General features: G+C 67.8%; 23 protein-coding genes and 2 pseudogenes. 17 read left to right on the top strand and 8 right to left on the bottom strand.

Features of this window, described 5'->3' with window-relative positions; translation table 11 throughout:
• The first annotated feature begins 17 nt into the window (after positions 1 to 17).
• A complete protein-coding gene (locus ACWDAG_RS20895) occupies positions 18 to 563 on the top strand; it encodes a Pycsar system effector family protein (RefSeq protein WP_450697087.1) in 546 nt (181 codons plus the stop codon).
• Between the two features lie 72 nt (positions 564 to 635).
• On the opposite strand, the gene ACWDAG_RS20890 is transcribed toward ACWDAG_RS20895, so the two are convergent.
• Together ACWDAG_RS20890 and ACWDAG_RS20885 are read right to left on the bottom strand one after the other, a co-directional pair.
• Positions 636 to 1967 carry a tyrosine-type recombinase/integrase gene (locus tag ACWDAG_RS20890; RefSeq protein ID WP_450697254.1) on the bottom strand — a complete coding sequence of 444 codons (1332 nt, stop codon included), beginning with the start codon at positions 1965 to 1967 and terminating at the stop codon, positions 636 to 638.
• Between the two features lies 1 nt (position 1968).
• Positions 1969 to 2277, bottom strand: coding sequence for a helix-turn-helix domain-containing protein (locus tag ACWDAG_RS20885; RefSeq protein ID WP_450697086.1), 309 nt, complete (start codon positions 2275 to 2277; stop codon positions 1969 to 1971).
• Positions 2278 to 2646: 369 nt separating this feature from the next.
• Between ACWDAG_RS20885 and ACWDAG_RS20880 the strand changes: the two genes are divergently transcribed.
• The 5 genes from ACWDAG_RS20880 (at position 2647) to ACWDAG_RS20860 (ending at position 7702) form a co-directional block, all read left to right on the top strand.
• Positions 2647 to 2895 (top strand): helix-turn-helix transcriptional regulator, encoded by a 249-nt coding sequence (locus ACWDAG_RS20880; protein WP_450697085.1) that lies wholly within the window; start codon positions 2647 to 2649, stop codon positions 2893 to 2895.
• Between the two features lie 139 nt (positions 2896 to 3034).
• Complete coding sequence (locus tag ACWDAG_RS20875) at positions 3035 to 4291, top strand: DUF3631 domain-containing protein (protein WP_450697084.1); 1257 nt, start codon at positions 3035 to 3037, stop codon at positions 4289 to 4291.
• A 212-nt stretch (positions 4292 to 4503) separates the two neighbouring features.
• A complete protein-coding gene (locus tag ACWDAG_RS20870; RefSeq protein WP_450697083.1) occupies positions 4504 to 5265 on the top strand; it encodes a DUF2637 domain-containing protein in 762 nt (253 codons plus the stop codon).
• 131 nt (positions 5266 to 5396) lie between these two features.
• Positions 5397 to 6008, top strand: coding sequence for a plasmid mobilization protein (locus ACWDAG_RS20865; protein WP_450697082.1), 612 nt, complete (start codon positions 5397 to 5399; stop codon positions 6006 to 6008).
• Entirely contained in the window at positions 6005 to 7702 is a 1698-nt protein-coding gene (locus tag ACWDAG_RS20860) for a relaxase/mobilization nuclease domain-containing protein (RefSeq protein WP_450697081.1), read from the top strand. Before ACWDAG_RS20865 ends, ACWDAG_RS20860 begins: the two co-directional genes overlap by 4 nt.
• On the opposite strand, the gene ACWDAG_RS20855 is transcribed toward ACWDAG_RS20860, so the two are convergent.
• From ACWDAG_RS20855 to ACWDAG_RS20840, 4 genes and pseudogenes are all read right to left on the bottom strand, one after another.
• Positions 7703 to 8263 carry a flavoprotein gene (locus ACWDAG_RS20855; protein WP_450697080.1) on the bottom strand — a complete coding sequence of 187 codons (561 nt, stop codon included), beginning with the start codon at positions 8261 to 8263 and terminating at the stop codon, positions 7703 to 7705.
• Positions 8260 to 9054, bottom strand: a complete 795-nt coding sequence (locus ACWDAG_RS20850; RefSeq protein ID WP_450697079.1) for a WbqC family protein — start codon at positions 9052 to 9054, stop codon at positions 8260 to 8262. Before ACWDAG_RS20850 ends, ACWDAG_RS20855 begins: the two co-directional genes overlap by 4 nt.
• Positions 8996 to 9683: pseudogene (locus tag ACWDAG_RS20845) on the bottom strand (YdcF family protein). Before ACWDAG_RS20845 ends, ACWDAG_RS20850 begins: the two are co-directional and overlap by 59 nt.
• Positions 9680 to 10723 (bottom strand): helix-turn-helix domain-containing protein, encoded by a 1044-nt coding sequence (locus ACWDAG_RS20840; protein WP_450697078.1) that lies wholly within the window; start codon positions 10721 to 10723, stop codon positions 9680 to 9682. Before ACWDAG_RS20840 ends, ACWDAG_RS20845 begins: the two are co-directional and overlap by 4 nt.
• A gap of 119 nt (positions 10724 to 10842) precedes the next feature.
• On the opposite strand from ACWDAG_RS20840, the gene ACWDAG_RS20835 reads away from it, so the two are divergent.
• From ACWDAG_RS20835 to ACWDAG_RS20790, 10 genes are all read left to right on the top strand, one after another.
• Complete coding sequence (locus tag ACWDAG_RS20835) at positions 10843 to 11262, top strand: hypothetical protein (RefSeq protein WP_450697077.1); 420 nt, start codon at positions 10843 to 10845, stop codon at positions 11260 to 11262.
• Positions 11262 to 11678 carry a hypothetical protein gene (locus ACWDAG_RS20830; RefSeq protein WP_450697076.1) on the top strand — a complete coding sequence of 139 codons (417 nt, stop codon included), beginning with the start codon at positions 11262 to 11264 and terminating at the stop codon, positions 11676 to 11678. The genes ACWDAG_RS20835 and ACWDAG_RS20830 overlap by 1 nt, the downstream gene beginning before the upstream one ends.
• A gap of 46 nt (positions 11679 to 11724) precedes the next feature.
• Positions 11725 to 11859, top strand: a complete 135-nt coding sequence (locus tag ACWDAG_RS20825; protein WP_450697075.1) for a hypothetical protein — start codon at positions 11725 to 11727, stop codon at positions 11857 to 11859.
• A 176-nt stretch (positions 11860 to 12035) separates the two neighbouring features.
• A complete protein-coding gene (locus tag ACWDAG_RS20820) occupies positions 12036 to 12182 on the top strand; it encodes a hypothetical protein (RefSeq protein WP_450697074.1) in 147 nt (48 codons plus the stop codon).
• A 16-nt stretch (positions 12183 to 12198) separates the two neighbouring features.
• Positions 12199 to 13386 (top strand): cupin domain-containing protein, encoded by a 1188-nt coding sequence (locus ACWDAG_RS20815; protein WP_450697073.1) that lies wholly within the window; start codon positions 12199 to 12201, stop codon positions 13384 to 13386.
• Positions 13383 to 14291, top strand: a complete 909-nt coding sequence (locus ACWDAG_RS20810; RefSeq protein ID WP_450697072.1) for an aldo/keto reductase — start codon at positions 13383 to 13385, stop codon at positions 14289 to 14291. The genes ACWDAG_RS20815 and ACWDAG_RS20810 overlap by 4 nt, the downstream gene beginning before the upstream one ends.
• Positions 14272 to 15096: a phosphotransferase gene (locus ACWDAG_RS20805; RefSeq protein ID WP_450697071.1), complete on the top strand. Its 825-nt coding sequence runs from the start codon at positions 14272 to 14274 to the stop codon at positions 15094 to 15096. The genes ACWDAG_RS20810 and ACWDAG_RS20805 overlap by 20 nt, the downstream gene beginning before the upstream one ends.
• Positions 15097 to 15455: 359 nt before the next feature.
• Positions 15456 to 18698, top strand: a complete 3243-nt coding sequence (locus ACWDAG_RS20800; protein WP_450697070.1) for a type ISP restriction/modification enzyme — start codon at positions 15456 to 15458, stop codon at positions 18696 to 18698.
• 177 nt (positions 18699 to 18875) lie between these two features.
• Positions 18876 to 19946 (top strand): pentapeptide repeat-containing protein, encoded by a 1071-nt coding sequence (locus ACWDAG_RS20795; protein WP_450697069.1) that lies wholly within the window; start codon positions 18876 to 18878, stop codon positions 19944 to 19946.
• A gap of 340 nt (positions 19947 to 20286) precedes the next feature.
• Entirely contained in the window at positions 20287 to 21480 is a 1194-nt protein-coding gene (locus tag ACWDAG_RS20790) for a peptidoglycan DD-metalloendopeptidase family protein (protein WP_450697068.1), read from the top strand.
• A 183-nt stretch (positions 21481 to 21663) separates the two neighbouring features.
• On the opposite strand, the gene ACWDAG_RS20785 is transcribed toward ACWDAG_RS20790, so the two are convergent.
• Positions 21664 to 22020, bottom strand: a complete 357-nt coding sequence (locus tag ACWDAG_RS20785) for a hypothetical protein (protein WP_450697067.1) — start codon at positions 22018 to 22020, stop codon at positions 21664 to 21666.
• A gap of 562 nt (positions 22021 to 22582) precedes the next feature.
• Here ACWDAG_RS20785 and ACWDAG_RS20780 point away from each other — a divergent pair.
• The gene (locus ACWDAG_RS20780) at positions 22583 to 23983 is read left to right on the top strand and encodes a glycosyltransferase family 39 protein (protein ID WP_450697066.1); all 1401 of its coding nucleotides are present in this window, start codon (positions 22583 to 22585) and stop codon (positions 23981 to 23983) included.
• Between the two features lie 181 nt (positions 23984 to 24164).
• On the opposite strand, the pseudogene ACWDAG_RS20775 reads toward ACWDAG_RS20780, so the two are convergent.
• Positions 24165 to 24536 (bottom strand): annotated as a pseudogene (locus ACWDAG_RS20775) (RICIN domain-containing protein); the annotation flags it as partial.

Below are 24536 nucleotides of genomic sequence, written 5' to 3'. Positions count from 1 at the left end.
TGTCAGGAGAATCGAAGATGATGGGTGTCACGAGCACAACGTCCTCCTCTCACGGGCCTGCCCCAAGGCTCAATTCCAATCCCGCAGGTGTGCATGCCGCGGAACGCTTGCTGGCCGAGGTGCGAACCGAAATCGGTCGTGCCGACACCAAGGCATCGGTTCTCATTGGCGCGCTGGGTGTGTGTGCCGGAGTCGTCCTGAGCACGTACTGGAGCAGGATGCCGGCCACAGGCTTCAGTCGAACCCTGGGCACGGCCAGTGCTCTGAGCTGGTTTCTTGCACTGGGCTTTCTACTGTTCGCGACAGCCCCTCGCTACCGGGCGAGCCAGTGGCGGGCCGGCAGTCCCCTGACGTATTTCCTCGACATCCGTCGGGCCGCGGATTCCGGAGTACTCGCTGATGCTCTGCGCACCACCGAAGAGGAGCAGATGTCGGGCCTGGTGATCGCGCTCCGCAACACGAGCGACATCGTCGCGGCCAAACACCGGTGGATCAGGACAGGACTGGTCTGCTTCCTCCTCGGAACGATTGCCCTTGGGGGGAGCGTGCTGGCAGCAGCCTGAGCCGCGAACAATCCAATCGATGCAGGCCGTTTCGCCCACCGCCCCGCTCTCGTCATGTGCCGGAGGAGGCTGTCAGGCGGCCAGTGCGCAACGCTCGCACGTTGGTTGCGGTGTAGGCACGGATGCGCCCTCACCATCGGAAGTGCTACCTCGGTCTTCAGCGTTGGCCTCGGTGAAGGCGTCATCGATCGCCTTGCGGGTGCGGGTCTCGCTGGACGGCAGCAGGTGCGTGTACGTCCGCAGCGTGAAGCCCGGATCCGAGTGGCCGAGATATTCCGAGAGCGCCTTGATGCTCTCCCCCGCATCCAGGAGTACGGAGGCGTAGGCGTGCCGGAGGGCGTGCATGCCGTCCTCGGGGGCCGCCTGGAGGTAGCGCGCGCCGCGCTCGCGGGGAGGTATGACGCCGACGGCGGCAAGGGCGCGCTTCCAGGCGCCCATGTTGAACACGCTGCGGTTGTAGGCCCGCTTCTTCTCGTCGACGAAGAGAAGGCGGAAGGTCTTCGGCTCGCCATCCGGCTTGGCCCAGGGCAGGGTGACCTCGACCGGCGGGAACTCCTTCATGTGAGCCTTGAGGGCCGAGGCCAGCTGAGCCGACAGGGGCACTGACCGGATCCTGTTGCCCTTGGGCAGGGCGAAGACAGGCTTCGTGCCGACGAGCCGTACCTGGCGGTTGACGTGGATCCAACCGCCTTTGAAGTCAATGTCCTCGACGGCGAAGCCGAACACCTCGCCCTGCCGCAGACCGCAGCCGAAGGCGAGTCTGCCGCCGCCCTGGAAGCGCTTTGGAAGTGCGGCGATGACCGCACGGACGCGCTCCAGCGACCAAGGGATGATCTTCTTCTTGGTCGCGGTCGGCAGCTTGACCGACTTCGCCTTGCAGGGGTTCTTCGGCAGCAGCCCGTCCTCCACAGCCGTGCCGAGGATGCTGGAGAGGATGTCGAAGATGCCCTCGATCGTTGACACCTCAAGGCCAGCGTCCTGGAGGGTGCGGATCCAACCCTGGATGACCGAGGGCTGGTTGAGGGACCGCAGCTCGCGCCGGCCGAGGTGCTCGACGATGTGGTTGCGGACGGTCGCCTCGTAGCGGAGCGCGGTCGTCGGGCCGACGGAGTTCGCGTCGAGCCACTTCTGCGCGTAGGCGCTGAGCGTCTGCTTCGTCTCGGCCGGGACGACGTAGGAGCCGCGTCGGATCTCGACGTCGACCTCGGCGGCGCGGTTGTCCGCCTCGGCCTTCGTGTGGAAGTTCTCCTTGCGCTGATGGCCATCCAGGTCGCGGTATCGGACCTGCCAGCGCTTGCCGATGCCGTGATCGGCGGTCGGGACCATCCGCTTCGTACGGCTCTTGTGTTCGCCGCACTCGGCCTCGGCGGGCTTGGGGTGGGACTTGTGCCAGCGGTCGTACACGTCAGCCAAGAAGGGCCTCCTGGAGGCGGTCGAGGGGCTTTGGGGCGGTGCGGGACACCGAGGGCCCCATGGGCAGGAGGGCCGCGGGGGAGATGCCGAGTGCGGTGGCGATCGCGACGAGGTCGTCGATGTCGCAGCGGCGGCGGGCGCGCTCGGTGCGGCTGAGGGCCGTGTTGGTCATGGGGCGGCCCAGTGCGGTGCAGCGGGCGGCGAGTTGCTGCTGGGTCAGGCCGCGCGCGAGACGTAGGTGCTCGATGGCGCGGGCGGCGTGCAGGCCGGCGGGGCCTATTTCTACAGGTCGGTTTGGCATGACAGACAGATGTAGCTTGCAATTGGCTGCCGTGGCAATAGTTAGCTCAAGCATTCAAGAAAAGTGGCCGTGGCTGTCACTATTCCATTTTTTGAGAGTAAGCAGGGCTGCGGTGAAGGTGTCCCCGAACCTGATGCTGCAAGGTCGTCGGGTGTCCTGAGCAGCAAGCTTGCCCTCGCTGGAGCAGGGTGCGGAAATTCTGGGCCCCGCCGATAGCGATTTCGGCAACCGGGGATCCGCCCCTACTGTTTTGACATCACCGGCCACACCGAGAAGTTGTACGGAGTTTCAGAGCTAACACTGGACTTCTTCGCCGAAGGTGTGGCTGTGTTGTCCAGGCCCGAATGTCCCATACCGAAAAGGAGCCCTGTGCCGAGCCCTTCCGCCCGCCACACCCGCACCCCCACCACCGCCTCTGCCGCTGCAACCGGGCGCGGTCCGTTGGCCACCCCGGCCGACGTCGCCGCCTACCTCGGGGTGCCGGTGAAGACCCTCTACCAGTGGAAGTACCGGGGCATCGGCCCCAACGTCCACAAGGTCGGCCGCCACCTGCGCTACCGCTGGCCCGAGGTGGACGCCTGGCTGAACGCCCAGGCCACGTACGACCTCGCGGTCTAAAGCCCGCTCGGGACAGCGACGCGGCTGACGGCGAGCCACCGCCGCCAGCCGCGAGAGTCCCTGCCTCATCGCCCTTGCCCGAACGATCGATCCGGTGCGGCCGGGCCTTGCCCGTCCGGCCCACCAGAGAGGAACGCCTGTGGACGAACCTACGTCCTTCCCCGCCTCCACCTCATCCTCGACGCCCGACGTGCCGCCGGTCGTCGGCGTCCTCGGCCAGCCGGCCATCCTCGCCGCACCTCCCCCGGACGGGAACCGCGACGACGCGCATGCGGCCGAGCTGCTGCCCGAGGGCGCGCAGATCCTGGCCGACCTGCGGGCGCAGATCAAGCGGTACGTGGTGATGCCGAGCGAGGAGGCCCTGACTGCGGTCACGCTGTGGATCGCGGCGACGCACCTGCAGCGCGCGTGGCAGCACGCGCCGCGGCTGGCGATCGTGGCTCCGGAGAAGCGGTGCGGCAAGTCACGGCTGCTGGACGTGATCACCGAGACCGTGCGCAACGCCCTGATCACGGTCAACGCCAGCCCCGCCGCGATCTTCCGCTCGATCGACGACGAGGACCCGCCCACGCTCCTGGTCGACGAGGCCGACACCCTCTTCGGCACCGTCAAGGCGGCGGAGAAGAACGAGGAGGTGCGCGGCCTGATCAACGCCGGGCATCAGCGCAACCGGCCCACGCTGCGGGTGACCGGGCCCGAGCACAAGCCCACTGCGTTCCCCACGTTCGCCATGGCGGCGCTCGCCGGGATCGGTGACCTGCCCGACACGGTGATGGACCGGTCGGCGGTCATCCGGATGCGGCGCCGTGCGGCAGGCGAGAAGGTCGCGGCCTTCCGCACCACCCGGGATACCCCAGCCCTGCACGCGATCCGCGACCGGCTCTCCGCCTGGCTCCAGCCGCTGTACCAGCGGGCACTGGGGATGGAGCCGCCCATGCCGGTCGAGGACCGCGCGGCCGACACCTGGGAACCCCTGGTGGTCATCGCCGACCTCGCCGGGGGCGAATGGCCCGCTCTCGCCCGCACCGCCTGCCGCGTCATGACCGACTACGAGGCCGGGCAGGACGAGGAAGGCGGCCTACGCACCCGCCTCCTGGTCGGTATCCGCCGCGCCTTCGCCGCCGAGAACGACCCGGCCGTGCTGGGCACCAGGCGCCTGCTGGAGCACCTCAACGCGGACAAGGAAGCCCCGTGGGCGGAGTACGGCGCCAACGGCCTGACCCCGCGCGGCCTGCAGCTGCTGCTGCAGCCCTACGGCATCAGCTCGGCCAACCGCCGCTTCCCCGACGGCACCCAGGCCAAGGGCTTCGCCCGCAACCAATTCCTCGACACCTGGGCCCGCTACTGCCCCCAACCGGCACCGGCGGCCGAGCCCCCTCCCGGCACCGCAGCCTGACCCGACGTGTCTCGTCGCACTCGTCCCCGCCCAGGTCAGCGCGGGGACGAGTGAACGGCCCGCAACGAGTCGTCTCGACATCACCAGCTCACTCGTACCTGCTCTGACCAGGCACGCGACGAGTGGTACGAGACATCACACCTCACGGCGGCCTGGCCTTGCCCTTCCCCGCGCCGTGGCCGCCGCCCTCAAGCCCACCTGGAGTACCCCGCTTGCTTGACCGCATCACCGCCATACGTGGCACCGACGCAATCCGTTTCGGCATCGCCCTGCTCGCCGTGTTCGCCTTCGCTCTCTCCTACGACGCCCTGCGGCAGATGGCCGTCGCCATCCACATCCGCTGGCTGCTCACCTTCGCCTTCCCCCTCGTGATCGACGGGTTCATCGCCATCGGCGTCGGCGCCCTCGTGATGCTGCGCGCCGCCTCGGCATGGTCCCGTGCCTACGTATGGACACTCGTCGGCGCCGCAACCGTGACGAGTATCTGGGCCAACGCCCTGCATGCCGTCCGCCTCAACCAGCAGACCCGCCAAGGTGACAGCCTCCGCCTGGACGACTTCACCGTCGGCGCCCTGTCCGCCATCGCCCCACTCGCCCTGGCCGGCGCGGTCCACCTCTACCTCGTCGTCCACCGCCACCCAGCTGCTCACGGTCCCGCCGATGTGGCGCGGGAGGCTGCCGACGTGGCTCCGGACACCACCGAAGTGGCTGAGGACCCGCAATCCTCCGCTGAACCGCAGGATCACGAGCCCCGCGAAATCTCTCCCGAACGCCTTGCCCTCGCGCGCACCGCACGACTGGGACGCAAGGGCCGCGCCTCGCGCCGCCACATCGAAGCCACCTTCCGCAGCAGGGACTTGACCATCGGAAGGACGGAGGCAGACAGGCTCAAGGACATCCTCCAGGCCGAACTCGACGAAGCCGCCTCCCCGCAGCACAGGGAACTCGACGAGGCCCCTGCCAGCGCCGCCTGACCTAGGCGTTCGCACCAATCGCCCCGCCGCCCTCCCGGGCTCACCCCGTGTCCCCGTGCAGCCCAGCACGGGGACACGGGGGCCGCGCACAGCGAAGCACCCGACACCCAAGCAACCCCCGGAGAACCCCCATGCACAACCCGCACCACGAACTGCCCACCCCCCAGCCGGAGATGACCACCGACCTCAACCGCGCAGCAAGTTGTCGGGTAAGGAGTCCTTACCCGGCCTCCGCCCCTGGGGTGGCGGAGGCACCCGGCGCCGAGGGGGCACCGGGATCGGCCGGCCCGGGGGAGCCGACCGAGACGGGAGCCACCAGACCGTCGCCGCACGCCGCGCAGACGCCGACGCCGCAGCGCCGCCTGCGTCAGCCGCGCCTACGTGAGCGCCGCGTCCATCCGCGTTACAGCGACAGCGAGTTCACCGACCTCGCCCACGCCGCCGCGCTCAGCCGTATGCAGATCGGCGGCTACGTTGCCGAGGCGTCGCTCGCCGCCGCCCGCGCCGAGGACCCCACCGCCGCGATCGCCGACTACCGCGCCATGGTCAAGGCACTGATGGCCGCCAACCGCCAGCTCGGCGGCCTCGGCAACAACCTCAACCAGCTCACCTGGCACCTCAACAAGGACGGCGCCTGGCCCGAACCCGACGTCGTCCACCGCCTTCTGGCCCGCGTCGAAGCATCGATCGCCGACGTGGACACCGCCGTCGCCCAGGTCACCGAGGGACGGCAGGGCCGGTGATACCGAAGATCATCACCGGCAAGGGCAGCACCCGCCGTCTGATCGCCTACCTCTTCGGCAAGGGCGACGCCAACGAGCACGTCGACCCGCACCTGGTCGCGTCCTGGAACGACTTCGCCCCCGACCCCGGCCGCAGCCCGCACCGCGACCCCAAGGAGGTGGAGAAACAGCTCTACACGCAGCTCGACCAGCCGGTGGCGATGCTCGGCCGCCGGGCTCCCCAGACCACGGTCTGGCACTGCCCGGTCCGCGCCGCCCCCGAGGACCCCATCCTGTCCGACACCCACTGGGCCGAGATCGCCCGCCGGATCGTGGCTGCCGCCGGCATCGCCCCCGCCGGAGACACCGAAGCCTGCCGCTGGGTGGCCGTACGGCACGCCCACGACCACATCCACATCGCCGCCACCCTCGTCCGCCAAGACGGCCGCCGCCCCAAACGGGACTACGACATCCGGGCCGTCCAACGCGAGGCCCGCCAGATCGAAGTCGACTACGGGCTGAGGCGGTTGAAGCCCGGCGACGGCACCGCCGCCAAACGCCCCACCAGCAAGGAACACTTCAAGGCCAAACGCCAGGGCCAGGACGCCACCGCCCGCGAGATCTTGCGCATGCGGGTGCGCCGCGCGGTCGCCGCCGCGGCCGACGAGGCCGAGTTCTTCTCGCTGCTGGAGGCGACCGGCGTGGACGTACGCCTCAAGCTCGCTCCCTCCGGCGACGCGCTCGGCTGCAACTTCGCCCTGCCCGGCAACGTGAACGAGGAAGGCGACCCGGTGTGGTTCGCGGGCTCCACCCTCGCCCCTGACCTTTCTTTGCCCAAGATCCGCGAACGCCTCGCCACCACCAGCCCCGAGCCGGCCACCATCCAGCCAGGCAACCCCTGGCACCAGGCCACCGCCGCCACCGAACGCATCCCCCACCACCTCACGAAAAGCGACGAGCAGACCGCCCAAGGCCAACTCGTCGCGCTCGGCGCGGCGCTGGACCTGCTGCCCGTCATGGCACCGATTGCGGCGCGGGCCGACCTCGAACAAGCCGCCGCTGCCTTCGAGCGCGCCACCCGCTCCCGCATCGCCGCCGACCTCGACAGCACCCGCGCCCTGCGCCGCAGCATCCAGACCATCTGGCGCGAGAGGCCACAGGACAGTGACAGCACCGGGCTCACCATGCTCCTGGACGCCGCACTCACCGCGGTCGCCTTCGCGCTGCACTGGCACCGCGCCCGCCAGCACGCCCAGCAGGAGGCGGCAGCCGAACAGGCCCTCCTCCACCTGCAGGCCGGGTACGCGCAGACCGCCGAGCCCGTCCTGGTCGGCCTCGCCAGCCGGGCACCCGGCCCACAGACCAAGCGCCGCTTCGCCCACCACCTTCAGGACGTGGTTCCGGAGCACGCCGAGCGCATCCTCAACGACCCCGCTTGGGACGCACTCGCCACCGTGCTCGCCGAGGCAGAGGCAGCAGGACACAACGCAGCCACCGTCCTCGGCCAAGCGCTGCACCAACGCACCCTGGACGACGCCCGCAGTCCCGCCCGCGCGCTGACCTGGCGCATCCGCCGCCTCGGCGAGCGCCACGTTCCCGGTCCATGGGCCCAGGCAGCCAGGGCCCACAGCGCCATGCAACAGCCCAGCGTGCCGGTCCACCCCGCGGCAGCCATTGGCCAGCCACCACAGGGGTCACCGACACGGCGGCGCTGATCAGGCGGGGGCGGACAGCTTGGGCGCGAGGAGTTCCAGGGCTTCCTCCCAGCGGTAGCGGTCGGCCCCGCCGCCGGCCTTTGGCCGGTGCGGCTCGTACGAGCCGATCATGACGCCCATCTCGCGTAGCCGTTCCAGGCTCTGGCGGTACGCGGGGTGGGCCGCCTGGGCCGAGTTCAGGTATGGCAGCACAGCGACCGGGATGTCCATGGCGGGTGCTTCGCACAGGACGCCCAGGGCGAGATTGTCGGAGATCCCGGCGGCCCACTTGTTGATGGTGTTGAAGCTGGCCGGGGCGACCGCGATCGCGTCCGCGGGCCGGGTCGGGCGCGGTTCGCCCGGTGATCGCCAGGCCGAGCGGATGGGGCGGCCGGTCTGCGCCTCGACCGCCTCCACGTCGAGGAAGCCGAGCCCTTGCGGGGTGGCAATGACGCCGACGTCCCAGTGCCGTTCGTGTGCTGCGGTGATCAGCTTGCCGACGTCACCGGCGATGCCGCACGCGCAGACGACGACGTACAGGAAGGGCTTCTTGGCCGGTTCCTTGGTGGTGGGCTCGGTCACGCGTGGGCTCCAGGATGGTGGGCTTTTCGTTGGGCAGCCAGCTGATTGGCCAGCGCAGCGGGCCCGATCTTGCTCAGAGCCCACAGGCTGCTGGATCGACGTGCCCACCGCCAGAGCGGGTTGTCCACAGGGGTGTGGAAGGGCAGCACGGGAATGCCGTGGGCGTCGAAAGGAGAACCGTCGAGGTAACGCAGACCACCGGTGCCGCACAGATAGTGGGTGCTGCCGGTGGCTGCCGCCAGGTCGGCGAGGCGCTCGGAGCGGCCTTGCCGGGTTGGGATCTCGCTGCTGTCCCGTACCTTCCCAGACCAACCGAGAGCGCTGAGCAGGGCGATCGTCGATGTCCTCGCCAGGTCGGCCACACGGTCCGACTCGTCGAGTGCGTCCAGCACCTCGGACACAGCGCCCCAGTAGGGGCTGCGGCCGTAGTGCTGGCGGACGAGGAGCTGGACCGTCCGGCGCGAGCGACGCGGATCAACGAGCCGTGCCTGGCTGATCAACGTCGGGCGCCCGTGAGGAAGGTGCGTCGGGAGCGTGAGCCACTGCTGTCGGGATGGATCGTCCAGGGCGGCGAGACGGGCGCGGTGCTGGTAGTCGCGCCGGGCGAACTGCACGTCGTCCAGGACGATCCAGAGGTCGGCGGAGAACAGCTTCGCCAGCGTGGACAGCCGGGGAAACAGGTTCGGTTGGTGGATCGCGCACAGCCCGTCCGACGCATCGGCGCGGGGCGGCTCAGGTGCTGATGAGGCGGCTGTCGAAGCCGGCGCCCAGGAGGCGCTCGTAAGCGTCATACACATCCCCCGGTACGTCCTGCTCGACGGCAAAGCCGAGCTTCGGGTACTCGATCACCCGTTGCAGGTCACCGACGAGCATGTCGACGACGAGCTTCTCGTCGCCGATGGACTTGATGTAGTCGTCCAACTCCAGCGGCTCGGAGGCGCACACGACCTCAGCCTCGGGCCACAGCTTGCGGCAGGTCGCATACGAGCGGCGCTCCATGTAGGGCTTGGAGATCAGCAGCAGCGACTGCTTCCACCCGGGCCTCGGCCAGCAGCTCACGGGAGAAGGTGATGTTCTGGCCGGTGTTTGCGGCCTTCGACTCCACGATGATCGCCTCGTCCGGCACCCCCAGGCTCAGCGCGTGCTCGCGGTAGTGGACGGCCTCGCCGCGCGGGAAGCGAGCGCGGGTGGTGGGGCTGTTGCCGCCGCTGAAGACCACGACCGGGAAAAGGCCAGCGCGATAAAGGTCGACCGCAGTGGTCGCGACCCCGAGGTCGTGGCTACCCAGGCCGATCGCCGCCGAGCAGGGCCGCTGCTCGTGGCGCATCTGGTGGTAGTTCCAGATCAGCGTCGCGTCGTGGAACTGCTCGTCGGTGATCTGGCGCTGCTCGTGCTCCGGCACTGGCACTCCCTGGCTCATCCTTGCTGGCCCTTTCGGATGCCCTCAATACTGCGCAGCTGGTGGCTCAGCCCGTACTGCCGGGCCACCTGTGCCGCCTGATCGAGGACGGACAGCCCATCATTCCGGGTCGCCGCATCCGACAGAAGGATGTGCCCGTACGCGGTGTCCAGCCTCACCCGCTGCATCGGGGAGTCGACCGTGCCGGTGGTGCGCGCGATGTCGATGTAGTGCAGGGCCTGCTTCAGGTCGCCGGCACCGCGATGGGCCAGCGCCAGCTTCTGGTGGGCGACCGACCAGTCCTCCGGCTCGCCCAAGTCCTCAAAGGCACGAGTGGCGGCCGTCATCGCGTTGGTCGCGTACTCGTTGTCACCCTCCTTGCTCAGCGCCGTACCCACCCAAAGCCGAGCCCTGGCCCGGTCGCGCGGGCTCAAGCGCTCATCCGCAGCGAGGAGTTCGTACTGGCGGGCCGAGACCTCCAGCTGACCGGACATCTCCTGGACAACGGCGAGTGAGAGCTCGATCTGGGCCACCCGGCGCGGGATGTCGAGCTCGGAGAACATGCCGCAGGCGGTCAGGTACGAGTGCCGGGCGGAGAGCGGACCGAGGATCGCGCCCTGGTCACGCTGAAGGTCGCCGAGAAGGACGAGGGAACGGCCGTAGAGGTAGAGGCCCTTGTCGTCCAGGCGATGCGGGTCGTGGCTGCCCAGCCAACGGTTCAACAGCGTGGCGGCGAAGGGGAAGTTCTGGCGGCTGACGCAGACGACAGCGCGCTCGATGTCCTCGGTCCAGGTCTCATAGTCCGCCGGCCGCGCGCTCTTCCGCTCGGGGAACAACAGCGCCTCGAACCTGGAATGGGAGGCTGAGTCCGCACGGGCGAGGGCGGTGTCGAGGATGGCCTGTGTGTCCGGTCGGGGCTGGGTTTCGGTGCCGAGGCTCTCCCACTTGGCCACCGTGCGCAGCGCGACACCGAGGTGCTCGGCAAAAGCGCGCGTGCTCATACGCAGCGCGGCGCGCAAGGCGCTCGCCTCCCGACCCGTCCATTGCTGCACACTGACCACGGATGACCTCCCTCCGTCACGTATGGAAGCACTCTCGGTGACGACGTGGGGCGGGAAGTGCAACGGAAGTACAACAGCAGGTCATTTCAAGGCCGTTCGCAGCAATCGAAGCTGTGGGCATGGACGACGAACTCATCACCGAACGCCGCTCCGTAGCCTTTCCCCAGGTCTTCGGCTACCTGCGCCACGTGACCGGCGGCCTGGCCCGCCACGCGGCGCTCGTCGGCTGCCTCACCGAGTACTGCCGACAGCATGAGCTGACCTTGTGCGGCGTATTCACCGACCGCGACACAGCGGTGGCCGTCCGTTCCCCCGCCTTCGTCGGCCTCCTGGACGCGCTCGAACTGCCCGATACCTATGGCGCCGTGGTTCCCGCCCTCAGCCACCTCGGCCCGAAGCGCGTTTCCGGCGAACGGAAGCGGCAGATAACGGCGTCGAGCGCCCGCCTGATCATGGTCCGCTCCACCACCAGAACGACGACGGCCTCCGCCCCCTCCCTCGGAGCAAGTGCCGGCCTCCAGCGCCTGGGAGATACCTGATGTCCGTCCGCGACGCGCTGCGCAGCGCCCCGATGGTCAAAGATGTGCCCGGGCTGCGCCTGCTCCGAGTGGGCGACGACTGGGACCTCGTACGAACCCCCGCAGAGATGGGTTTTCTGGCCCTTGCCCACCTGCGAGCAACTGGAGCGGTGATCGGCCCCGTGCTGCACGACGGGCCCTACGAACGTCTCTACTACGCCATCAAGCCCGGCACCGCCGGCATCTGGGGAGACCTGCCAGTGCGGCACCTCTCCATCACCTCATGGCTCGTCGCGCCCGGCCCGGAGTTGATCGACGACTGGTTCGGCGGCTGGTGCGAACTCCCCGGCGACGACACCCTCACCGACGCCGACACCCTCCACGCCGCACTCCAGCACTCGTATATCGGTGCCTCTCTGGAAGAGGTGAGCCGGTGAGCACTCACGCAGTCGTTTGGGAGGGCATCACCCGAACGTGGCTGGCGTGGTGGAAGCCGTGATGGGCCGCGCAGTCGACCGGCTGGCCCGCTACACAGGCCCGCTGCTGATCGTGCTGATCTCCGCCTCGTGCGGCTTCGTGATCGGCGTCGCGGTCTCCACCGCCCAGGCCGGCCCCTGAGTTCCCGTCCCTGCCGGACGTAGCCGATCGGAAGGCTCCCCACCCCCGAGAAGCCCCGGCAGGGGCGGGCCGCAAACCCCCGCCCCGGGCTGATCAACCGCCCGCGCCCTTGGACAGGTCGAGCGCCGTCCGGGGCGGGCTCGCAAGGCCACTTCAACCCAACCACAGGAGGAACAATGCAGAACAACACGGTCACTGCCCCGACGACCGGACCGGCACAGGCTGGACTGGTCAAGGCACGCCGCCGGATCCAGGCCGCCCGCGAGCGCGGCGTCACTCCGTCCGACGGCGGCAGCACCGGCCGCACCGACGGCAACGACTGATCCGGGAGGAAACACGTTGTCGCCGCTGAATCTGGCGGCTCACCTGGGCCAGGACGAGTTCCTGGCCCAGGTGCTCCACCGCCGCTACCGCCACGTCCCCGCAGCCATCCAGGACCCGGACAAGCTGATCACCTGGGACGACGTCAACACCATCCTGGCCACCCACCGCCTGGAGCCACCTCGTTTCCGCCTGTCCGCGGACGGCGAGATGCTGTCGGCCCACCGCTACACCGCGCCGGTCACCACCCGCCGGCACACCGTCTGGCAGCGCCTGCACCCCGCGGAGCTGCACGCCCGACTCGCCGAGGGCGCCTCCCTGGTCATCGATGCCGTCGACGAACTGCACCCGCCCGTCGCCCGCGCGGCCATGGAGCTGGAAAGGTGGCTGCGCACGGGAGTGCAGGCCAACCTGTACGCCTCGTGGACCGCACGCGAGGGCTTCGGCGTGCACTGGGACGACCACGACGTCGTCGTCACCCAGATCGATGGCGCCAAACGCTGGAAGCTCTACGGCCCGACCCGTAGCGCCCCCATGTACAAGGACACCGACGAGCCCGAACCTCCACCGGAGAAGCCAGTAGCAGAACTCGTGCTTCGGCCTGGGGACATGCTGTATCTGCCGCGCGGCTGGTGGCACTCGGTGGCCGCTTCCGAGGGCGAACACTCACTCCACCTCACCTTCGGCGTCCAGACCACCACCGGTGCCCAACTCCTGTCCTGGCTCGCTGACGACCTGCGCCGACACGACGTCCTCCGCGAAGACCTGCCCGTTCACGCGACCCCCGCCGCGCAGGTGATCTATCTGGAGCGGCTGCGCGACGAGGTCACCACCGCCCTGGAAGACCCAGAGCTCATGGGCCGGTATGCGGCGATGCGCGACGGAACCGACCTCACCCGCCTGCGGCCGAGTCTCCCCCACCTCACCAGCCTCCCCGCAGTCCCGAATATCCGCGTCAGGCTCACGACCGCCCGGGCACTCTTGGCGCCCAACGAGGACGGGGTGGTCTTCCGGGCCTGCGACAACGAGTGGGAGATGGCAAAGGAAGCCATGCCGCTGCTCCAACGGCTGATGTCAGCAGCACCTACCGCCGTCTCCCTCGACGAACTGGCCGACGCAGCCGGAATCTCGGTCGCGGATGTGGCAGTCGTCGTCTCCGAACTCCTGGTCGGCCAAGCGATCACAGTGGAGAGGACCGAGCCATGACGAAGGCAGCCCTGGGCCTGGGCACCTACCGCATTCGACCCTCCGCGCTGAGCGACGCCGTGGCCCGCGTAGCCGCGGATCCAGCGACAGCATGGATCGACACCGCGCCCAACTACCTCGACGGGCAAGCCCAGCCGTTGCTCGCTCCGTTCCTCGATCAGCACCCGATCCCGGTGTCCACGAAGATCGGCTTCCTCACCACTGAGACCGCGGAGAACGCCGTCGCCGACGGAGCCATCACGTCTCGTGAAGCGGAACGCAGACATTGCCTGAGCCTGCCGTACGTTCGCTGGCAGTGCGCCCGCAACCGAACCGAACTCGGCCGTGACCGTCTCGACCTCGTCTTCGCGCACAACCCCGAACGCACGGACGGCGACCCGCACGATGCCCTGCGCCATGCCTTCACCGCCCTCGAAGCAGAAGCGGCAGCCGGCGCCCTGAGGGCGTACGGCCTCGCCACCTGGGATGGTTTCGACACCGGTGCTCTGAGCGTCCCCGCCCTGCACCAGCTGGCCACCGAGGTGGCCGGCACCAAGCAGCACCACCTGCGAGCCGTCCAGCTACCCGTATCCCTCGTTACCGCCACCGCCTTCGTACAAGCCCTGGACGGCGAAGGCCCCATTGCGCAGGCCGCCGAACTCGGATGGCAGGTGTATGCCTCGGCGCCCCTATTCGGCGGCGAACTGCCTCAGCTGGCTACACGCGAACTCACCGCGTTGCTGGACTCGGACCTCACCACCGTCCAGGCATGCCTGCTGGCGGCAGCATCCTGTCCCGGAGTAACACGAATTCTGCTCTCTGCCTCCACTCCGGCACACTGGGCCGAAGCCCAGGCCGCTCTACAGAAGCCGGCTGTCCCAGTCCCTGCGCTACGAAAGGTGCTGGATGTACTCGCCGCCGACTGACCCCACGGACCAGCAGCGCATGCGCCGGGCCTTCGCGTGGTCAGCGGAGACGCTGGGCGCCACGATCGCTGGCCCCGAGGTGTGGGGCTGGCACGGCCGCACACTCAGCAGCCACGTCGAGCACCCGGACCGAGGAGCCTGCTGGCTGAGGCTACTCTCCGCACCGCATGACAAAGCAACGGGCAAGATCTGGGAGGGCAACCGCCAGGCCGCCGCGCTGTTCGACGGACTCATCCACAAGCCACTGCTCTACGACACCGAGAAGTCAGGCGACGACGGCTACGCGTACCAGGCCGAGCTGCACCAATACATTGCCGACCCCATCGCCTCCCCCAGCCCCGTCCTACGCACAGACCTGGACCCTCCGACCAAGTGGTGGGATTCCCTACGCACCGACCTGGAGCACGTGAACACCGTTTCCACGGACCGCCTCGCCGTGCGACAGGAGTGGGTGGACCGCACCGTCCCGCGCTTCCTCCACATGCCCGGCCCTCGGATCACGGACTGGGCGACGGCCCACGGAGACCTGCACACCGCCAACCTCACGAGCACCACCCCCTACCTTCTCGACTGGGAAGGCTTCGGCCAGGCGCCCGTCGGCTACGACGCCGCCATGCTGCTGGCGTACTCCCTGCTCGCACCGGCCTTCGCCAACCGCGTCCGCGACGCGTTCCCCGTACTCAAAACGGAGCCCGGACGCGTCGCACAGATCATCGTCATCACCGAGCTACTGCAGTCGGCTTCGCGTGGAGATCATCCCGAACTCGTCCCAGCACTCTGTGCCCTCGCAGCAGAGCTTGCTTGAACGGGCCGCTGCGCGGCGACCGCCCGGGATTGGCACCGTCCGCCTCCAGCCGGTGCCAAGGAGCTGTCCGCCCACCCTCGCGGCATTGCGAGGCGAGTTCGGCGTATGCCCGGATCCCCGCTGACAAATGCCCCTAGGCGTTTGCCAGTTGCAGAATCATGGGCAGTGTGTATGGGTGCGATCACCGTGCGTGCGCACCGCCATGGGGGTGGACGTTGCTACGAAGGGACACCGGAGCAGGAAACAGAGCCACTAGGTCGGTCGCCGACCTCGTCGCCCGCTTCGGGCAGGAGGTCAGAGCCAAGCTTCAGGGCCCCGCGGGGGCGAGCAGCGGGAAGGAGGAGAGCCTCACCGCACCGGTGGAGCAGCTGCTGCGAGGCATGGCCGGGCGACAGCACATGAAGCTGATCGCTCACGGCCAGAACAGCATCAAGAGACTTGGCGTGCGGCCTGACTTCGCCATCAGCGCTGGCGGAAGGACCATCGGACACGTCGAGTTGAAGCGTCCAGGCAAAGGCGTCGACCCACAGACTTGGTCCGCGAAGAGCCATGACCGGGAACAGTGGGAGAAGCTCAAGGCTCTCCCTAATGTTCTGTATTCCGATGGTTACGACTGGGCTGTGTACCGATTCGGCGTGCAAATAGGCCCCATCGGACACCTGGCGGGAGACCTGCTCAGCGGCAATCAACAACTCACGCCAGCAGACGACGGATTCGAGCGGGCCATCGCCCTCTTCCTCGCTCCAGCGCCCTTGGCCGTCGACAGCATCAGTGAACTGGTCAAGCGCATCGCTAGAATCTGTGCCCTTCTACGGGACGAGGTCACGGAACGTCTCACCCGTGAGGAACGCGGAGAGGCCGACGCTGCGTTCTCCATTCTCGCGGGCAACTGGAAAGACCTCCTCTTCCCAGACGCCCTGCCAGCCGAGTTCGCCGACCATTACAGCCAGACGCTCACCTTCGCGATCTTGCTGGCCCGCCTCGAGGGTATCGACATGGAGAGGCTCTCCTTACCCGACGTCGCAGGAAGGTTGGGAAAACGTCATTCTCTGATGGGCAAAGCCCTCTCGGTGCTGACCGACGAAGCTCTTGACGATCTTCGCGGAGTCATCGACACGCTGATCGACGTCATCTCCGCTGTCGACCCGGAAATGTTCAAGGACAACAGTGGGGACGCCTACCTCCACTTCTACGAGGGGTTCCTGAGCACCTACGACCCGGAACTGCGACGACGCACAGGTACGTACTACACGCCCAGCGAGGCTGTCCGTTTCATGGTCCGGTTCACCGATGAGGTGCTGCGTGACCGACTCAGTCAGGAGGACGGGTACGGCAGTGAGGACGTCACCGTGGTCGATCCCGCTATGGGCACCGGAACCTTCCTCATCAACATCGTCGACCACGTTGCCAAGGATCTGGCGCTGAAGCATCGTGACGCCCTCAAGAGCGGACTCCTCCGGGAACTCGCGGGGCGTCTCGTCGGTCTAGAGAAGCAGACTGGCCCCTACGCAGTGGCTGAACTCCGTGTGCACCACGCCTTCAAGGCCCATCGGACCGACATCACCGGTTACGCGCCAAGGCTCCTGGTGGCCGACACGTTGGACGACCCGGCTGTCGAGCACCATCTGGGGCTGATGTACGAGGCAATCGCCCGACACCGCCGACTGGCCAACAAGGTCAAGGCCGAGGAGAAAGTGATGGTGGTCATCGGCAACCCTCCCTACCTACGCGGTGCCAAACAGTCTGGGGTCGGGCGCTGGGTCACCGAGGGGAATCCGAACGACCGGGGGGCAATCCTGGCGCGCTTCCATCCCGAGGACAACGGGCGTATCGGATATGCTCTCGACAATCTCTACGTGTACTTCTGGGCGTGGTCGACTTGGAAAGTCTTCGACCAGGTGACGGCCTTGGGCGCACCGGAAGCACCAAGCGGGATCGTCGCCCTCATCACCAACTCCGGATTCCTGGACAGTGCGGGCGCCGCCGGCATGCGGCGCTATCTGCGCGAGGCAGCCGACGAAGGCTGGATCATCGGGCTCTCTCCCGAAGGCTCCTACTCCGACCCTCGCACACGTGTCTTCCAGGACGTGAAGCGCGAAGTCTGCATCGCAGTCTTCGTCCGCCGAGGGTCCCCGGACCCGGATCGGCCTGCGCGCGTGTGGCGACTCGACGTACCAGCCGGAACCCGAGAAGAAAAGTTTGGCTGGCTCGACGGACTCAGCATCAACGGACACCAGGCCGAGGACGGAACACCATGGCGACCCTGTTCCTCAGGGTGGACCACCCCCTTTCAGGCCGTAGCCGCCCCTGAGTGGACAGCGATGCCCACCGTGGATTCCCTGTTGCCCTGGACAAGTTCCGGCAACAAAAACAATCGCAGTTGGCCGGTCTCGCCCAGCAAGACCGTTCTGCAAGAACGCTGGCGGACACTCGTCCAGGCTCCGAAATCAGCCAAAGGGGCGTTGCTGAAGAGCACTCGGGACCGCCGCCCTGACAAGCCTGAACAGCCGCTTCCGGGACACGAACGACGGGGCCCTCTCGCCGACGAGACGGAGCGCTCACCGGTCCTCACCGAGTACGGCAGGATGACATTCGACCGGCAATGGATCATTGCAGACCGGCGCGTGATCGACTTTCCGCGACCCGCCTTGTGGTTCGCTCACAGCGACCGCCAGATCTATCTGTCCGAACTACACTCGGAGTCGGGGCGGGCGGGGCCGGCTGTGGGATTTACAGCTCTCATCCCCGACATGCATCACTTCAAAGGCACAGAAGGCGGCCGAGTCGCGCCGCTCTATCGACACGCGGAACTTGCAGAGGCGAATGTGACGCCCGGGCTACTGAAGGCGCTGTCGCAAATTCTGGGTGCGACGGTTACAGCAGAGGATCTGTTCGCATACATCGCGGGAATAGCCGGCCACAGCGGCTACACCCTCCATTTCGCGGACCACCTGACGACCCGTGGCTCACGCATCCCCCTGACCCGGGACCCCGACCTGTGGTCGCAGGTGGCTGAGGCAGGCCGACGCACGATATGGATACACACATACGGCCAGCGTTTCGCGTCGGCACAGCACGGCCGCCCATCCGGTCAGACCCCGAGACTTCCCGAAGCGGAACAGCCCATCTGCACCATCCCTATTGGTGAGGACGGCAGCGGGATGCCCGACAGCATCGCCTACGACGCGAAGACCCGCACCCTCACTGTTGGAACTGGCTCCATCGGACCTGTGGCGGCGGAGGTTTGGGACTACCGAATCGGCGGCGTACAGGTAATCCGTAAGTGGTTCGGATTCCGCAAGCGCAAACCCGATGTCGAGTGGCAGAGCCCGTTGAACGACATCCTGCCCCCAGCATGGCCTACGCGATGGACCATTGATCTGCTGGATCTCGTCAACGCTCTCGCCCTTCTCATAGCGCTCGAACCCGAACAAGCCAGGCTCCTGGACGCCGTGACCGCGGGCCCGCTCATCACCGCTCACGACCTCCAGGAGCAGGGCGTCCTACCGGTCCCGCCCTACGCGGCCAAGGAACCGAAGGCACCGCGAGCGTCTCGGCGCGACCCGGGAACCGGCCAGGGAAGCTTCGATTTCACGAGGTGAGCCGGGTCAACAGAGGCATCGCGGCGCACCTCTGTCCAGAATCACAGGGTGAATACGGCGAAAGGGTAAGTTGCGACTCAGATATGTCACGGGGCATGCAACCGGCAAGCACCGTGCGCTTGTGTACGAGACATGAAGCGGAATCTCATTGGCCCCACAGACGCCTCCAACCCCAACATGAACGAGCGCATCGCCAAGTTGTGGCGCAAGCAGCGGGTACGGAAGCGCTTGATCCGCGCGCTAGGGGTAATTGGGTCTCTGATTCTGCTGATCGGAATCCCGTGGCTCGTATGGCGCGGACCGTACGCACTCGACCGCGAGTACCTGGACCGGGAGGAGCTGGCGAAGGGGTCAGCGGCACTCGTGAGCGGCCTGCGTACCGCTCTGGTCGCCATGCTTGCCGCGATCGGTGCCGGCGTGGCCCTGGTATACACCGCCCGCACCTACCGCCTCACACGTCGCGGTCAGATCACCGATCGATTCAACAAGGCCCTGGAACGCCTCGGCTCCGAGCACGAATATGTACGCATAGGTGGCGTCCTCAACCTGGAACAGATCGTTCAGGATGCCCCGGAACAAGCAGCCCCGGACGCCGCCCGGGTCCTCGTGCATTTCATCCGCAACCGGGCGCCAAAGGCACAACGCTCTCGCCGAAAGCGGCTGGCACGCATGCGCGGTGGGGACAACATCTCACTGCCAGTCGAACCTGCAGCCGACGTACAGGCTGCCCTCACAGCCCTCACCAGCGATCTGATGCGCCTTCACGCCGATCCGCGTGTGGTCGTCCTCGACCTCCACGGACTGCACCTGGCGGGAGCCATGTTGCCCAGCGTCGACCTCACCGATACGCACCTGGAGGGCGTCGACCTTTCCGGCGCGGACCTGAACGGCGCGACGCTGGCGATGGCCAACCTGAACACAGCTCGGCTCACCTCTGCCAACCTGATTGATGTAGATCTGACCCACACAGAGTTGGAACAAGCCGATCTTCGAGGAGCGGATCTCCGACTCGCGAAATGGGACAACACTCGCCTGCTCGGGGCCAATCTTTCAGAAGCCAGCGGCCTACCTGCGAACCTTCATGAGCTCGCGCATATTGATGGCCGGACTGCACTCCCTGCGTACCTGCAGTCCCAGGATGAAGGCCAGCGCAGGAGGCTTCGGCGCCTCCGCCGGGTCAGCTCAGCCACTCCGCCTCCCGAGCCGAGCCCACCAGTGAGCGACCCAGGGCACATCCAGGGCACATGAGCCCGGGAAACGGCGTTGACCCGTGAGAACTACCGAGAGGAGTTTTCCCAGGTCAACGCACATCTCCCGGCGAAACCGCAGGTCAGCGCCCTCCCGTCACCAATCGCTGCACGAGTGGCAGGACTTCAGCCATCGGTTGCATGAGGCGGGGCATCAGCCGTATTGCCTTGTGTGGCCGTGAGATGGGGTTTCTTGCGGATCGGGCGGGGTCTTCGGGCCTCGCCCTTTTGGTGCCGGGGAGGGGCCGTCAGGCGGCCAGGGGCGTACGGCATGCAGCCGACGCGATCCACAGACTGGTCGCCCGCAATCGGCACCGCATCCCCGGGCCGTGGGAGCATACGTGCGCGATCTGACGCCCGAGCCGCAACTCCCGGCCCAACTGCCGGAAGCACAAGCTCTGTCGCGGTTCCTCACCGCGGGCCCGGACGAGTGGCCCCACCTCGCACCGCGCGTGACGGAAGAGGTCGGAACGGACACTCTGGAGCGGATCGTCCGCGCCACGACCGCCCGCATCGGAGAGCTCCGCACCGTGACAGACAGTCCCGACGGGCTGATCCTTTCCGGTAGCAACGGCCAGGTACGCGCCTGGGCCCAAGCGGCACCCGACGGCGAACTCACGGCACTGCGCATCGAAAGCGCCCGCTACACGCCACCCCGGCGTCGCCGGGGTCTGCCCGCGCCTCTGGCCTGGGCGGGGTATCTGGCACTGGTCACCCTCTGGAACGTCCTGACCGTCTGGACGGCCGCAGACCGCACCGCCTGGCTCGGCGGCATGGCGGGCCTGGCCACCTTCTACGTGGTCGTCGAGGGATGCGGCGCGCCTGCGCAGCAACCCCGGCTGCTGCGCCGCACGGTCGAAGCAGCCGCCGTGGCAGCCCTCGCGTCCGCATGCCGACTGCCCGGTCTGCCGACGGGGCATGGCATCCTGCGCCTCGTCGGCGGCGGCGCCCTCCTGGCGGGAGCCGTGTGGCTGGTCGCCGCCGCCCGGCGGCACCGCTGGAAGGCACCGCTGTCCCAGCCGCTGCTGTTCCCGCTGGAGGGCACGTGGTACGTCGTGCAGGGTGGCGGCCGCATTCTGAATCACCATGCCCGGGTACCGGAGCAGCGCGGCGCCCTCGACCTGGTAGCGCTCGGCCCGCGAGGCACCCGCATTCGGCCGGGCAGTGACCTGACCGCATACGCCGCCTACGGGCGCCCCGTCCGCTCTCCCTGCGACGGCCGCGTGATCTCTGCCGCCGACACGGTCCAGGACCAACGGCCGGGTGAAATCCGCTACCAGCCGCCCTATGGCAACCACGTGTTCCTCGACACCGGCCGGGAGATCGTCAAGCTGGCACATCTACGCCCCGGCTCGGTGACGGTGGCCAAGGGCGACATCGTCCGCGCGGGCCAACTCCTCGGCGAGGTCGGCAACACCGGAAACACCACCGAGCCGCACCTGCACATCCACGCCGAACGCGACGGCATCGGGCTGGACCTGGAGTTCACCGGAGTGCCTGGGCGACTGCACCGCGGGCGGATGATCCGCGCCTGAAGCAGCACGCGCCCTCCAACACCCCGCGATGCGCCACACCCCTTCCCCGCGTGGGCCGAGGTCATCCACAGCAGTCGGCCACACCTCACGCCCGACCTCATCAGAGCCTGGAACATGCTGTTCCGCCAGGCAGCGGCTGAGGGCATCGGCGTGTACTTCGGCGCCGGCGACTGCGGCGACCAGTCACCCGACGCCACCCGCGGCGGCCTCAACCGCGACCCGAACACCACCCAGGCACAGGATGTCGACGACGTAGCAGCCGTCTGAGGCCACATGGAGATTCCGCACCCCGTCGGGGTTCTTCAGATCGGTCACATCGCGAGCGACGCCGACTCCGCGTTCGGCCGCGAACGACGCACTCACCGAGTCGTCGGGGTCCAGAACATCGACCGGCGCCGAGTTTCCCAACGGTGCGTTCTCATGAATGCCACGCAGGAACGGAAAGGCCAGTACCGCGGAGAACGCCGAAAGGGCGGCGTGGACGAATCGTATGCCTCGATGCAGCATCGGACACCTAGGTCGAGGGCGCTCGGCGAGCACGCTTTCAGGAGAATTGAAACGGTGAAAAGCAGCTGTGGAGGCAAGGGGAACGCGGCGCTACCCGCACATACTCAGCCACGTTCTTCGCCCCAGAAGGCTTGGACTGCCGCCGCCGCATCGCAACCGAATAGCTGCGCGGTCAAGGCAACCTGAAATACCCGTAGCCAAATGGTTGGGCGGGTTTCGGTCATTCAGCGGTGGGGCGTGACCAAAAGAGGCGCAGGCCGGGGTGTGACCGAAAAGGGTGGGACATGCGGACGCCGTGATGGCATCCTCGATCAAGGTGGCTTCGACCGGGCCACGCACACGGGGGATCCACGGGGGGACTTCGGGTTCATACGCTTCGCGGGCGATGAATGGCTTCCGCGCTGCTGCTTCTTCATGCAGCCGCCACTTCGCGCCGCTGACACTCAGCCCTGTTCAACAGCCTTTCCGGAATCCCTCTTTCATGCCCATCACCCATGTCTTTCACTCGTCTCCGCGTTCCTACCGGGCCGGAAAACCGCCTGAGGCATTGCCAAGTACGCCACGGCATCAGGTGGTTCTCGTCTGGCTGATACCTATGCTGTGGACGGTGTCCCTCGGCCTTTGGGGCATATCGCGGCAGAACACCGTGTGGCTGGACGAGGCCGCGACCTGGCAGGTGGCGGAGCGCTCCACGGCTGAGATCTGGCACATGCTGGGGAACGTCGACGTCGTGCACGGCTGCTACTACCTGCTGATGCACGCCCTGTTCGAGTGCTTCGGGCCCGGCACCACGACCCTGCGGCTGCCCTCGGTGCTGGCCATGGCGGTGGCGGCGGCGTGCGTGGGCGTCATCGGCCGCCGGCTGGCCGGCCTGTGGGTGGGCCTGGGAGGAGGGATGGCGTTCGGGCTGCTGCCGGCCGTGCAGTTCTACCTTCAAGAGGGTCGGCCGTACGCACTTGTCGCAGCCGGGGCCGGGATCTCCACCCTGCTGCTCGTGACCGCGCTGCAACGCCGTGTCCGCCCGGTGCACTGGGTCGCCTACGGCGCCACGGTCCTGCTGTGCGCCCTGCTGAACTGGCTCTCGCTCCTGATCCTTCCGGCACACCTGGCGACGCTGGTCTGGGCCCGGGCCGGCCGCGGGATCCGAACCCGCTGGGCGGCCGCCTCCGCGACCGCCACGGCCTGCGCGCTGCCCTTGGTGCTCTTCAGCCGGGGTCAGGCCGCACAGGTGGCATGGATACCGCCGCTCACCTGGCACATGCTGATCGGCCCGGCGGTCCTGCTGCTGATAGGCGGACTCGGCGCTCTGCTGGATCGCCCCCGGGTGGGCCGGCTGTCCGTGGCGACCGTCGGGCTACCGCTGCTGGCGGTGCCGCAGATCGGCCTCATGGGTCTGTCGTTGATCCAGCCGCTGTTCCTGGACCGGTACGTTCTCTTCAGCCTGCTGGGGCTGGCACTGCTGATCGGTACGGTGATCGGCTCGACGGTACAAGCGGTGAAGCCCCGCCTCCCGAGAGCATCGGCGTGGGTTCTCCCCGTGGTGACAGCCGTGGCGATGGTGGCGCTGCTGCCGCAGTCGCTGGCCAAGCGATCCCCCTCCAGCCGGGTGGACGACGTTCTGGCGGTCGCCTCGGACGTACGGCAGATCAAGGAGATCGGGGATGCCGTACTCTTCGTCCCCGCAGCGCGCAGGGACACCAAGTCCGTGACTCCGAGCGCCTTTTACGGCCTGCGGGACATCGCTCTGACGCAGACCCCGCAGAAGTCCGGGACTCTGAAAGGCATCGAGGCGAACCCGACTCAAATTCGTGCCTCGATGCTGATGCAGCGACGCATCCTGCTGGTGACGGACGCGAGCGAGGTGGCGAGACCGGTGACGACCGAGCGGGACAGGATGAAGACCTCCGTGCTGAAGAAGTACTTCAAGGTCGTGGCCGATCAGCAGGTGCACGGGCGAAGGGTGACGGTGTACGAGCGACTCGCGCCGGCACGCTGAACGACCCGTGCGATTGCTGTCGTAGCTGGTCAGGGCCTTGCCGCCGTCGGTGTCCAATGCGCGCCACGGCCCGCGCCCGCAGACGGCGGCAGCCGGTCGGCACCGGCCGAGAAGTGCTCGGCGGGACGACGGGGCGGTGAACTCGGCCCCGTCGAAGGGTGGGCCGACCGGCTGCGGGTGGCTACTTGAGCGGCGTGCCGCCCGAGTTGTGGTACGCGATCGTCTTGTTGATCAGGTTTCCGCCGTCGGACTCGACCGTGGTCTGTTCCTGCTGCCCTGCACCGAAGAACAGGCCGGCGACATGGGCGTTCGCCACCTGGTCCATGTGCGAGAAGAACCAGTCGACCTTGTCGTCCTTGTAATGGTTGAGGGTGTTGTTCTGCGCCATGTTGCCCAGGGGGATCTGCCACAGGGCCACCGGCTTGCCCACCGACTCGGCCATCGTCTTGTAGAACCCGAGTGCGGCGGCGGCCTTCTGGTCGTTCCAGAAGTGGTCACTGCCGCCGTGGGCCGGCTGTGCGTACCAGCCCGCGTCGCGGTCCGACACGTCGGT

This window comes from Streptomyces sp. NPDC001157, from assembly GCF_053598255.1.
Note: the sequence above shows the minus strand (reverse complement) of the source record. Positions and strands in the feature narration are given on the sequence as shown.

What these genes read in the sequence shown, in the direction of transcription:
- ACWDAG_RS20820 (WP_450697074.1), top strand. Translation starts at nt 12,036, where the DNA reads ATGCAGAACAACACGGTCACTGCCCCGACGACCGGACCGGCACAGGCT.
- ACWDAG_RS20885 (WP_450697086.1), bottom strand. Translation starts at nt 2,277, where the DNA reads ATGCCAAACCGACCTGTAGAAATAGGCCCCGCCGGCCTGCACGCCGCC.
- ACWDAG_RS20830 (WP_450697076.1), top strand. Translation starts at nt 11,262, where the DNA reads ATGTCCGTCCGCGACGCGCTGCGCAGCGCCCCGATGGTCAAAGATGTG.
- ACWDAG_RS20850 (WP_450697079.1), bottom strand. Translation starts at nt 9,054, where the DNA reads ATGACGCTTACGAGCGCCTCCTGGGCGCCGGCTTCGACAGCCGCCTCA.
- ACWDAG_RS20865 (WP_450697082.1), top strand. Translation starts at nt 5,397, where the DNA reads ATGCACAACCCGCACCACGAACTGCCCACCCCCCAGCCGGAGATGACC.
- ACWDAG_RS20795 (WP_450697069.1), top strand. Translation starts at nt 18,876, where the DNA reads ATGAACGAGCGCATCGCCAAGTTGTGGCGCAAGCAGCGGGTACGGAAG.
- ACWDAG_RS20810 (WP_450697072.1), top strand. Translation starts at nt 13,383, where the DNA reads ATGACGAAGGCAGCCCTGGGCCTGGGCACCTACCGCATTCGACCCTCC.
- ACWDAG_RS20780 (WP_450697066.1), top strand. Translation starts at nt 22,583, where the DNA reads ATGCTGTGGACGGTGTCCCTCGGCCTTTGGGGCATATCGCGGCAGAAC.
- ACWDAG_RS20895 (WP_450697087.1), top strand. Translation starts at nt 18, where the DNA reads ATGATGGGTGTCACGAGCACAACGTCCTCCTCTCACGGGCCTGCCCCA.
- ACWDAG_RS20835 (WP_450697077.1), top strand. Translation starts at nt 10,843, where the DNA reads ATGGACGACGAACTCATCACCGAACGCCGCTCCGTAGCCTTTCCCCAG.
- ACWDAG_RS20805 (WP_450697071.1), top strand. Translation starts at nt 14,272, where the DNA reads ATGTACTCGCCGCCGACTGACCCCACGGACCAGCAGCGCATGCGCCGG.